The following is a 10,828-nucleotide window of genomic DNA, read 5'->3' on the forward strand; positions in this document are numbered from 1 at the left end:
CTGCCATCATGCCCGGCCGGTGCCGCCACCCGGGCCGGTGGGCGACCCGGTTCGGGTGCCGTGGCCGCCGTTGGCCGGTTCGCCGGTGCCGCCGAGGCGGAAACGCCCCCCGTTGACGCCGGGGCCCTCGGCCGGCGGTCGGGGTCGGACCACCCGGCCGGCGGGCGGGTGGTCCCGCGCGGCACGGAACGCGCCGGGGCTGATCCCGACCTCCCGGGTGAAGAAGCGGCCGAAGTTGGTGGGCTCGGAGAAACCGAGCTGCCTGCCGATCTGGGCGATCGGCTCGTCCGTCGCGGCGAGCAGGCGGGCGGCCTGCAACGCGACCCGTTCGTCGATGACCTGTTTGGCGCTGTTGCCGGTGACGGCCAGGCAGGCCCGGGTGAGGGTCCGCACCGAGCAGCCGAGCGCGGCGGAGTAGTCCTCCACCCGCCGGGTGAGCTGGTAGCCGTGCTCCACCTCGCGGCGGAACCGGCGGAACGTCTCCACCTCGGGCCGGGGCGGCGTGTGGTCGGCGTCGGGCAGGGTCAGTCGCAGCAGCAGCACGGCGAGCTGGTGGCGCAGCAGGGCACGACCGGCGGGGCTGTCGCCGTGCCGTTGACAGTCCACCGCCAACTGGCTGACCTCGGTGATCACCGCGTCCTCGTCCTCGCCGGCCAGCTGCCGCCACGCCGCCGGGGCGTCCGGGTCGACGTCGAACCCGCGCAACGCCCCGGAGCCCCAGCCGACCACCGTGCCGTCGAACTGCGGGCCGGGACAGCGCAGCACCTGACCGGCGCGGACCCGCAGCAGCGTGCCCGGTCGGCACGGCAGCAGGTGGAAATCCAGCTCGGCGTCGCCGTGCCCGCGGGTGGTGAGGATCAGCAACTCCCGTTCGACGAGCACCGGCCGACGCCAGACCCGGTCGCGGGCCAGGTCGGCTAACGCGAACGTGGCGATCTCGTCGGGGACGGGTGACGCCGTTCCGATCGATGGCGCGGGGGAGGGCTCGGTGGGGACCATCGCCTGCGACGGTAGCCCGAACCGCAGGTCACCGCATCCCATCTCGGGCGAGATGGTCGTCATGGGAACCGCGGGCTTGTTCCGGTCCGGGCGGCCGGGCTACGTTACCCGGCGGTAGCGCCGTCCGGTCCGCGGTCCGCCCGGCGCCCCGCCGGCCGCCCACACCGCCGGTGGACCCGCCGACTCGCGATGGGATGGGCATGACGCAGCTGTTCTCGGTCGAAGGCAAGACGGTTCTGGTCACCGGCGGCTCGCGGGGGATCGGTCTGATGATCGCCCAGGGCTTCGTCCGGGCCGGCGCCCACGTGATCATCTCGTCCCGCAAGGCGGACGTCTGCGAGGCGGTCGCCAAGGACCTCTCCGCCGAGGGCCGCTGCGAGGCCATCCCGGCCGACCTGAGCGACGACGCCGGCGCCGAGGCGCTGGCCGCCGCCGTACGGGACCGCTTCGGACGACTCGACGTGCTCGTCAACAACGCCGGCGCCACCTGGGGCGCGCCGCTGGAGGAGTACCCGGAGTCCGCGTTCGACAAGCTCTGGGCGGTCAACGTCAAGGCCGTCTTCCGACTCACCACGGCGCTGCTGCCGGCGCTGCGCGCCGCCGCCAGCGCCGACGACCCGGCCCGCGTGATCAACATCGGGTCGATCGACGGCATCCGCGTGCCGTGGATGGAGGTGTACGCGTACTCGGCCACCAAGGCGGCAGTGCACATGCTCACCCGTGGCCTCGCCCACCAGCTGGCCGGCGAGCAGATCACCGTCAACGCCATCGCGCCCGGCCCGTTCGAGAGCAAGATGATGGCGTTCGCGCTCAACGACCCGGAGAGCCGCGCCAGCATCGAACAGCAGGTGCCGCTGGGCCGCATCGGCCGCCCCGAGGACATGGCCGGAACCGCCATCTACCTCTCGTCACGGGCCGGCGCCTACCTCACCGGCGCGGTCATCCCCGTGGACGGCGGCATCACCACGCGCGGCTGAGCACCGGCCGCCCCGGGGCGGGCTGTCCGCGTACCCCTGGGTGTGCCGGGGCCGCGCGGACTCGGCAGATCCGCGCGGCCCCGGTGTGGCCGGTGTTTCCCTTTCCGGCGGTGCTCAGCGACCGGCGAGCAGCCGGTTCACCGCCGTGTCGACGTCCAGGTGCTCGGCCTCGCGGCCGCGCGGGACGACGACGTACGTCCGTCGAAGGAATCGCACCAGGACGCTGCGCGGCACCTCGAAGAGGGCGTTGCCGTCCGGTGACGACAGGGCCAGCGCGACGAAGTCCCCGCGCGGGGTGGCCCAGGGCCAGACCCGCACATCCCCGATGCCGGCCGGCTCGTCCAGGCCGGTGACCAGCAGTTCGCGTGCGAACGACCAACTCACCGCCTCGCCCCCCGCCGATTCGGCATGGAACAGGACATGGACCGCATACGGGTCAGCAGGGTCGTAGCGCAGACTGGCACGCACCGGCAAGGCGGTGGCGTCAGGTGCGACGAGCCTTAGCGACGTCTCGACCTCTACGGTCGTCGGTCGGATGACACTCATGGACGTTCTCCCCCCGGCACCGCTGCGGAACGCGCGTGTCCCGCTTTTCCCATACTCAGGTGCTACTCCTGGCTACGCTCCGCCATACGCTGACTTCACCCAGTGGTGGGAAGGGGGACGGAAAGGCCGCGTGAATGTGAGGATTCATGTAGGATTTCCGGTTCTGCCCAGTGCGTGATCCCGCCCGGCATCGGGTGGTTCAGTCGTCGACTTACTCCGGTAACGTCCAGTCGGGCGTTGCAGTGACGGGCCCGAGCGACACTGGGGGTGAAATGGCCGCGAAACAATCCTCAGTGGAAGAGCCAGCGGCGTCCGGCCCGCCGAACGTCGCGGTCCGAGCAGCCGAAAAGCGGGGGTACGCAGTGCCGAAGGAGCAGCCCGGACGACCCGGACGGACGACACCCGACGAGGGTCGTTCCGGTGGCGTCCTCGTCGTCGGGGATCCGCCGCAGCGCCCCCACTGGCGCCAGCGGATCTCGATGACCCTCGACCTCATCCGCGCCAACCCCACAGGCCGGATCACCCTCAAGATCTTCATCGCGATCGCCGGGGCGCTCGTCGTGACCATCGGCGTCGCCCTCATCCCGCTACCCGGGCCGGGCTGGCTGCTGGTCATCGCCGGGCTCGGCATCTGGGCCGTCGAATTCCACTGGGCCCGCCGCCTGCTCGGCTTCACCCGCCGACACGTCCACGGATGGACACGATGGGTGACCCGACAGTCGCTGGCGGTGCGAGCCGTGCTCGGCGCCGTCGGCCTGATCTTCGTGGGCACCGTCGTCTGGCTGTCCCTCAAGTACAGCCTCGGCATCGACGTGGTGGCCGAAGCCATGCACTACCTCGCGACGCACTGACCCCGGATTTCCGGTCCGGATCCACGATCGGGTAGAGTCAACGGCGCTGAGGGCGATTAGCTCAGTGGGAGAGCGCTTCGTTCACACCGAAGAGGTCGCTGGTTCGATACCAGCATCGCCCACTCTCAGTTCATGCAGGTCAGAAGCCCGTTGCCGGATCAATCGGTAACGGGCTTCTGCGCTGTTGCCCCTTAGATTGGGAGCAGATTGGGAGCACGGCGCTCCCGACCATGGTTGCCTGGCAATTCCCTACGGCGCTCGGCGGGCGCTCATCGGCGTGCCCGGGCTGCAATCCGTCGATTGGCAAACTCCACTCGCGACCGGGCTTGACACCGCATCTCCCGCGGCCCGCAGCAACTGGAGTTCCCGCAGCTGGCCTGCCAGACCACGGGTTCGACGCCAAGCCAGCGTTGATGCGGCCCTGTTAGGGGTTGTGCTGGGCGTCTTGCCACCGTGTGCCGCCCAGAATCAGGATGGATGTGCTGATCTTGACGGAGACCTTTCCCGAATGCCTGCCGGTCGATCTCGATCCGCCGTGCAGGTGAGACCTCGTTGGGGTGATCGCAAGATCGACGTTGACGTCGTGGCTGGGGGCCTCGTCGATGAGTTGGATCTGGTGGATGGTGGTGGCGATGGCGGTGCCCTTGGTGACAAGTCCAGCCTCGGTGAGGAGCGCGATCTCCAGATCGGGGTAGCCCGCGCCCTTGCCGATTCGTACGTCGTCCCGCCGGCTGACGGCGACGCTGCCGCAGACGATCAGGTCCACTGGAAGCATGGTCATGGGGGGGCGAGGTCGCGTGCGCCGGTGCTGGTGGCGCCAGCCTCCTACAGAACGGATAGAACGGTCGGGTCGAGCAGGTAGAAGGGCTTCGGTGTGGCGGGTCGCGGGGCCGCCATGTGAAGCAGCTTGCCCTGTTGGAGAGCGCGTACTCGCGCGGCCAGTTGGGCGGTGTCGGCGTTGCACTTGATGACCTGTGCCTGCTTCCAGACATTCAAAGCTGTGAGCTAGGCTACGGCGTCTACTTTGTCGGTGAAGTCAGGGATGTGATCGTGAACGGCCGAGGGCGCGGCACCTCCGCGTTCAAGGAGGTCCCAGACCCGTCGCCGAGCGGACTGCCTTACCACGCCGTCAATGCCGAGTCGACGGTCGATAGGCATCGGTAGTCGCGAGCACTGCAGGCCTCGGCGCTGCATGCCGGTTGGAATCGGTCAGCGCCGGAGCTATGCACCGTCAGGCAGTCACGGCAGTCGACTGGGGGCCAGCTCGGCATGGCGCGGCGGATCCGCTCCCCGCCGACCGCAGGTCAGAGCGGCGACGTGCGCGGCCTTCGCTCGTAAGGACAGCGGTGAGGGTGTCGCGGTCGACATCACGTAGAGCTGCTCGGTGCGCGGCGCCGACGGGCCCCGCTCGCTGCGCGCGGCCAGCAGGCCAGCCGTGAACGCGTCACCGGCCCCGACGTTGTCCATGACCTGCACCGGTCGGGTGTCCACGCGCCCTACCACGTCGGGTGACCGCCCAGGCCCCGCCGTCGCCCAAGGTGACGACCACGAGGGTGGGACCCAGACCCAGCCACTTCCGCCCAGCCAGGCATGCGCGCATTCCGGGTGCAGCCAGGTCAGGTCATCCAGGCTGACCTTCACGACGTCGCTTATCGCCGCCAGATCCTCGACGCGGCGCCGGACCTTGCTCCGCTCACCATCAATCAGGGAGGGCTGGCAGTTCGGGTCGTAGCTGACCATCATGGTGGCCCGGCGGGCACGCAGCCCCACACAAGAGAGCGGCGGCGAGCCAGTGAGATTGGCTCGCCACCGTCGACCGCCTATGGGCGGTCAGCCACTGCCAGTTCGCTCTGCTTTCTCTGTCGGCGGCGGCACCCATTTCCGATCCGGCCCTGTCGCCACGAGGTCACGTCCGCGCTGGTGGTGTAGGAGACGGCCATCGCGGGATCCGGTCTGATGCTATGCGGCGATCGATGTCGGGTCGGTCTGGTCGGTGTCGTGTTGGTCTGTGTCGACGGTGATCAGGCGGGCTTTGGCGAGTAGGTCCAGGCCCATGTAGCGGCGCCCTTCGGTCCACTCGTCGGTCTGCTCGGCCAGGACGGCACCGACGAGGCGGATGATCGCGGGTCGGTTCGGGAAGATCCCGACGACGTCGGTGCGGCGGCGGATTTCCTTGTTCAGGCGTTCTTGCGGGTTGTTCGACCAGATCTGACGCCAGATCTCGCGCGGGAAGCCGGTGAAGGCGAGGAGGTCGTCGCGGGCGGCGTCGAGGTGCTCGGCCGCAGCCGGGAATTTGGCCCTCGATCGTGGCGACGACCCGCTGGAACTGGGCGTGGACGGCGTCGGCGTCGGGCTGGTCGAAGATCGTGCGGACCAGGGTGGCGATCCACGGCTGCGCCGACTTCGGCACCTTCGTCAGCAGGTTGCGCAGGTAGTGGGTGCGGCACCGCTGCCACGACGCTCCGGGCAGGGCCGCCCCGATGGCCTGCACCAAGCCGGCGTGGGCATCAGAGATGACCAGGCGGACGCCGGTCAGGCCTCGGGCGGTCAGGCTGCGTAGGAACGCCAGCCAGCCGGCGCCGTCCTCGTCCGAGGCGACGTCGAGGCCTAACACTTCGCGCCCTCCGTCGGCGTTGACGCCGACAGCGATCAGGGCGTGGACGTTGACGGTTCGGCCGTGCTCGCGAACCTTCATCGTCAGCGCGTCCATCCACAGCGAACGTGTAGTGGGCGGCGTCGAGGGGCCGGTTGCGGAACGCCTCGACCTGCGCGTCCAGATGCTGCGCCATCTCCGAGACCTGCGACTTCGACAGCTGCCGGATCCCGAGCTGCTCGACCAGCTTCTCCACCCGCCGGGTCGACACTCCCAGCAGATACGAGGTCGCCACCACCGACACCAGGGCCTGCTCCGCCCGCCGGCGATGCGTCAGCAGCCAGTCCGGGAATAGGAGCCCTGGCGCAGCTTCGGGATCGCCAGGTCGATCGTCCCGGCCCGGGTGTCCCACTCGCGCTGCCGGTAACCGTTGCGGGAGTTGACCCGCTCATCGCTGCGCTGTCCATACCCGGCGCCGCAGATCGCGTCCGCCTCCGCGGACATCACCGCCTGCGCGAACGTCTTGATCATCGCCTGCAACACGTCAGGCGACGCGCCCTCGACCTGCTCGCGCAGCAGGTCAACAGGGTTCACACTCTCTGATGCGGCCATCGCGTTCCTCTCCTTCATGACTTGGTCGTCTCGAAGGATCACGCGATGGCCGTCTCCTATCTACGCAACACGCCCATCACGGGCAAGTCGTACACCACTTCCGTGGACGCAACCCCTTGAGCAACTCATCGGTGGCCAGCCCAAGCGCGCGGCGGCTTGGGCGCAAGACGCCTTGCACTGGGCCGACCTGCATATCAAATGGGCTGTGACGGAGGACCGGCAAGCTGCAGTGAAACTTGAGCGAGCAGTCCTGGACGCGTCGGCCGCGTCACCGCTTTGGAACCGAGCACGATAACGATCCCTAATCGCAGCATCCCAAGCCTATCCCGAGTGGACAGCGGTAGTTCGGATGCCGGCTACTTGGTAGCCGAGGCGGAGGAGCGGTCGGAAGTCCTGTCGGCCAGCACTGGCACGAGCCGGACGGACGTCCTACATCAGAGTCCAGAAGGCGACACTTCGCTAGCCGCCGCAGGCCGGGTGGATCACGTTGAGGCCATGTCTCTCAGAGGGTCTCCGCGTATCGCCGTTGCGGTTTCTTCCTGCACGGCGGCGCTACTGGTGATCGCCGCTGTGGTGTTGGTGGTCGTTCGCCGGGACAGGTCGTCGGGCAGCCGGCCGGACGCCAAGCGAGATGTGCTTCCCGTGGGTGGGATCGTCTCCTCGTGGGAGCTTCCGGTGGGCGAGTACAGCGGGACCGCCATCGATGAGAGTTCCGCAAGCATTGCGCTCACCGACTACGGCGTTGGGCCGGACGAGCCGAACCGGCTGCAGGTCGTCGACTCCGCGCGTGGCACCGTGCGGTGGGCGGTCACTGCCCACGTCACCTGGGTGACGAACCCGGACGGAACGTTGGCGACTACCGCCAGCGGCCTCGCCTTCCAAACCACGGTCTCGCCGTACGGCAACGCCCCGGTCTACGGGGTGCGGCTGTCCACGGGCGACCTGGCCTGGCGTGCAAGGCCAAAAGCGTATGGGAGTCCGCGCCTAGTCGGCGACCTGATCGTACTGGAGACCAACGCTGGCGTCATCGCGCTCGACGCCAACACCGGAGCCGAGAGATGGCAGTGGACCGCCGAAGGCGGCTGCGGCGAGGACGGACCCAAACTGGACGAAGATGACTCCGACGGGTTGACCGCGACGTGTGATGGCACCCTATTTCGTCTCAACGTCGCCGACGGTTCCACCGCGTGGAGGTGGTCCCCCCAAGAAGGATGCCTCATCAGGGACGAGGCCTCTGCAGCCGGGATTGTCGCCGTGACGGTGACCTGCGACGACGACCAGTCGCTGCGCGTTCTCGACGGCGGCTCCGGGGCACAGCGGTGGTCGCAGCCGATCAAGTGGGATCGGAAAGGAGCGGACCCTGCGGATCCGGAACAGGGCGCGGCCCGCGTCGCCGTGGTGATGGCCGGGGAATCCCCGATGGTCGCCGCTCTCGGTCCTGGCCAGGTCTTTGCGGCATCCGACGGAAAACCGGTGCCGCTCGCACCCGGGTTGGCTCCGGTTCACTTCATTGGAGATTCCGGATCGGACGGGCTGCTCCTACAGAAGGACGACGGCGGCAGGCTCACCCTCAGCTTGGTCGACCCGGCCTCTGGCCATGCCGTATGGGAACGAGCGTTACCGTTCCCGGCCGAGCACAATTCCTGGGGAGATAGCACCTACTCGTATCGGTTCGCTGGCGGAATCCTGTACGTCGTCGGTGTCGTGCCCCTTCTGTGGCCCGCCGTCATCGCGCTGATTGACGGGCGGTCCGGTGACATGACGCTATCCGCGACGGGGCGTGGCGACGTTGAGGTGATTGGCACCGGCGCGGACGGAACCCTCTACCTGACCTACGGTCCCAACGGCCAGAGCCGACTCACGGCGCTACGAGTAACCGGCCACTCCTCGGGATTCCTCGGTACCCGGGTGAGCGCGGACCAGTGGCCCGACGCGTGCCGGCTCCTCTCCGCCGCCCAGTACCGGTCCGCGTACCCCGGTGTGACACCCGCCCTGAAGGCGGAGCCATCGCAGCTCCCCGGAGCCGAGCTACCCGCCCCGACACGTTGCCACTACCTCCCCCCGTCCATTGACGGCACTGAGGTGATCGTCTCGGTGAGCTGGCTGGCAGATGCCGCCGATGAGGCCCGGCGGGTAGTCGACGGTAAGACTAGCCAGAACACCGTCGCGGTCACCGTCGGCAAGGAACGGCACCCGGCATTGCAATGGGACGGCACGAACCCCGGGGTCGACCTGATGAAACGCGTCCGCCTGTCGTTCGCCGTAGGCCGATGCGTTGCCACGGTCGAGACACTCGGCGACAGCACTCCCCTGCAGACGCTCGGCGGATCGGTGGCGGACAGCCTGGCCGATCCAGGCGTCAGCCCAGGATGTTCGGCGTAGCACGGCCGAGGAAGGATGATCATGAGCAAGCGGCGACGCTCCCCGCGACGACGCACCGCCCCGGCGGCGACCAGCACCCCGGACGATCGGGGCCAAGCCTGGTGGCGGCGCCTGAGCACCTGGATGATCACCACCCTGGGCGTTGTGGTCACGGCCGCTGCTGTCGCCGGAGTCACGGCGTATGTCAATCGGTCCGTGCCTCCGCCGCCGGAGCCAACGCCGACTCCCGGCAGCGGATTCGAGCCTGCCGTCCGGAGGATCCCGAAGTGCGGGCAGAGCTACGCCATCGGCCGCACGCTCGACCCGCAGACCGAGGCTGCGGAGCTGCTCTCCATCGACAGGGGCGGGCCGAGCTTCGACGACTTCCTCCAGCGGCAGCACGCCAGTCCGATCGGCACAATCACCATCGAGATCGTCTTCACTGGCCGGCTGCAACGTCCCACCCGGATCCTGGACGTCCGCGTGGCGCGGCTCGAGACCACCCAGAATCTGGCCGGCACCGAGCTGCGGACATACTGCGGCGGCGACCCGCCGGCGCGCGCGGTAGAGCTCGACCTCGATACGCCACCAAGGGCGCTGATCAGTGACAAGAAGCCGTACTTCGACGGCCGCGACCTAGACGTCACGGTCGAGCAGCGAGAGACCCTGCGGATCTCAGCGTCCGCCCGGTTGCACGGCTACCGATGGGTCTTCGCCATCGATCACATTGACGGCTCCGGTGCCACCGTCACCAGCTACCTCGACGCCAACGGAGGCCTTTATCAGGACATCGCGCAGGTCCCGGACGATGCGGAGTTCTCCCTGACCGGCGCGGCGAAGACGTACGGCGTGCGGTACCAGGAGTCCGGCGGACGCTTCTACCAGGACGCGAGCTAACCCGCCCGCCCTGCGCCGCGGGGGCAAAAGCAACGTCCCTGCCTGATCCCCCTCGCAAGGAGAGCGTTCGCCAGTCGGAGAGCCGCGCCTCCTGACAGGCTCGTACGCCCCGACGCACCGCCCTGTCTCAGTCGGCGGTCTTCTTGATCAAGGCGGCGAATTGATAACGACGACTTGATCAGATGGCCGCTCATCGGCCATGTGCGGACGCTTGGGGCACCGTCATGGTCGGACTCGCGGCGGGTCCCAGCGACCCCGGGGTGAGCACTCCCCGGTCTCCGATGGTGGCGCCGACTGTGGGCATGCGGACGAAGCGTTGTTGATCATCGATGATGTGCGCGGTGTGTGCTCTCCAGCGGATGCCAACCCGGGTGAACCGGTGCCAACGCGGGTCACCGCGACCGACCGCCGGTCGCAAACCGGGGTTCGTGTGCTCGAGCTGTGGTCCTGGGCTGGGAGAACACGGGTCCGGGTGACGCGGGTGAACGTGGGCCACTCCCTGCCACCCCAGGTGACCCCCCCAGGTCGCTAGACCTGTGCCCTCGCGCCCTCGTAGCTCAGGGGATAGAGCATCGGTTTCCTAAACCGTGTGTCGCAGGCTCAGGTCCTCTCGGACGTCGTACTGACCACGGAACGGCGCTGCCTTATCGGGCGTGTGATGGACCGGCCGGGTCCGTGCTTAGCCGCGGATGGTCGTCAACGCCGTCCGTTGGTGACAAGCTGAGCGCGTTCGAACTCGTCAGACGTCGTCGGGTTGAGATGCGGACCTGGGGAGCCTGCCCAAGTCGAACACCATAGTGACCCTTATGGACACTGCCACGCGGGGCAGGCTGGTTTCCTCGGTTTGATCGCCGCCGGAGTAGGTGAACCAGCCGTGCGATGAATCGCGACGTGCACCTAAGGGACGTCTCGTAACTGGGTGAAGGCGTTGTCTGGGGCGGGGCCGTTGGTCAGCCGGTGAGGATGATGTTGTGGAGGTTCGCGATGCCGGA

Annotated in this window: 8 protein-coding genes, 1 tRNA gene and 1 pseudogene; 5 read left to right on the top strand and 5 right to left on the bottom strand. The window is 68.5% G+C overall.

All coding sequences use genetic code 11. From position 1 onward, the window contains the following. Positions 1 to 6 precede the first annotated feature (6 nt). A complete protein-coding gene (locus tag ACZ6N8_RS15025; protein ID WP_466010387.1) occupies positions 7 to 999 on the bottom strand; it encodes a helix-turn-helix domain-containing protein in 993 nt (330 codons plus the stop codon). A 200-nt stretch (positions 1,000 to 1,199) separates the two neighbouring features. Between ACZ6N8_RS15025 and ACZ6N8_RS15030 the strand changes: the two genes are divergently transcribed. Beyond that, a complete protein-coding gene (locus tag ACZ6N8_RS15030; protein ID WP_466010341.1) occupies positions 1,200 to 1,976 on the top strand; it encodes a glucose 1-dehydrogenase in 777 nt (258 codons plus the stop codon). 114 nt (positions 1,977 to 2,090) lie between these two features. On the opposite strand, the gene ACZ6N8_RS15035 is transcribed toward ACZ6N8_RS15030, so the two are convergent. Beyond that, positions 2,091 to 2,522 (bottom strand): SsgA family sporulation/cell division regulator, encoded by a 432-nt coding sequence (locus tag ACZ6N8_RS15035; RefSeq protein WP_007457244.1) that lies wholly within the window; start codon positions 2,520 to 2,522, stop codon positions 2,091 to 2,093. 272 nt (positions 2,523 to 2,794) lie between these two features. Between ACZ6N8_RS15035 and ACZ6N8_RS15040 the strand changes: the two genes are divergently transcribed. Continuing rightward, positions 2,795 to 3,373 carry a TIGR02611 family protein gene (locus ACZ6N8_RS15040; protein WP_466010343.1) on the top strand — a complete coding sequence of 193 codons (579 nt, stop codon included), beginning with the start codon at positions 2,795 to 2,797 and terminating at the stop codon, positions 3,371 to 3,373. A 50-nt stretch (positions 3,374 to 3,423) separates the two neighbouring features. Continuing rightward, positions 3,424 to 3,495: transfer RNA gene (locus ACZ6N8_RS15045), tRNA-Val, on the top strand. 302 nt (positions 3,496 to 3,797) lie between these two features. Here the strand turns inward: ACZ6N8_RS15045 and ACZ6N8_RS15050 are convergent. The 3 genes and pseudogenes from ACZ6N8_RS15050 to ACZ6N8_RS15060 all read right to left on the bottom strand — a co-directional run bounded on the left by ACZ6N8_RS15050 (position 3,798) and on the right by ACZ6N8_RS15060 (position 6,578). After that, entirely contained in the window at positions 3,798 to 4,139 is a 342-nt protein-coding gene (locus ACZ6N8_RS15050; RefSeq protein ID WP_466010345.1) for a 5-formyltetrahydrofolate cyclo-ligase, read from the bottom strand. A 473-nt stretch (positions 4,140 to 4,612) separates the two neighbouring features. Continuing rightward, on the bottom strand, positions 4,613 to 4,864 hold the full coding sequence (locus ACZ6N8_RS15055) for a PfkB family carbohydrate kinase (protein WP_466010346.1): 252 nt from the start codon (positions 4,862 to 4,864) through the stop codon (positions 4,613 to 4,615). Positions 4,865 to 5,332: 468 nt separating this feature from the next. Then, positions 5,333 to 6,578, bottom strand: a pseudogene (locus ACZ6N8_RS15060) (IS256 family transposase). 675 nt (positions 6,579 to 7,253) lie between these two features. Between ACZ6N8_RS15060 and ACZ6N8_RS15065 the strand changes: the two are divergent. Continuing rightward, positions 7,254 to 8,960 (top strand): outer membrane protein assembly factor BamB family protein, encoded by a 1,707-nt coding sequence (locus ACZ6N8_RS15065; RefSeq protein WP_466010348.1) that lies wholly within the window; start codon positions 7,254 to 7,256, stop codon positions 8,958 to 8,960. A gap of 123 nt (positions 8,961 to 9,083) precedes the next feature. Next, positions 9,084 to 9,836, top strand: a complete 753-nt coding sequence (locus ACZ6N8_RS15070) for a hypothetical protein (protein WP_466010350.1) — start codon at positions 9,084 to 9,086, stop codon at positions 9,834 to 9,836. The last annotated feature ends 992 nt before the right edge of the window (positions 9,837 to 10,828 follow it).

The sequence above is a fragment of the Micromonospora sp. NPDC047521 genome (assembly GCF_055587305.1).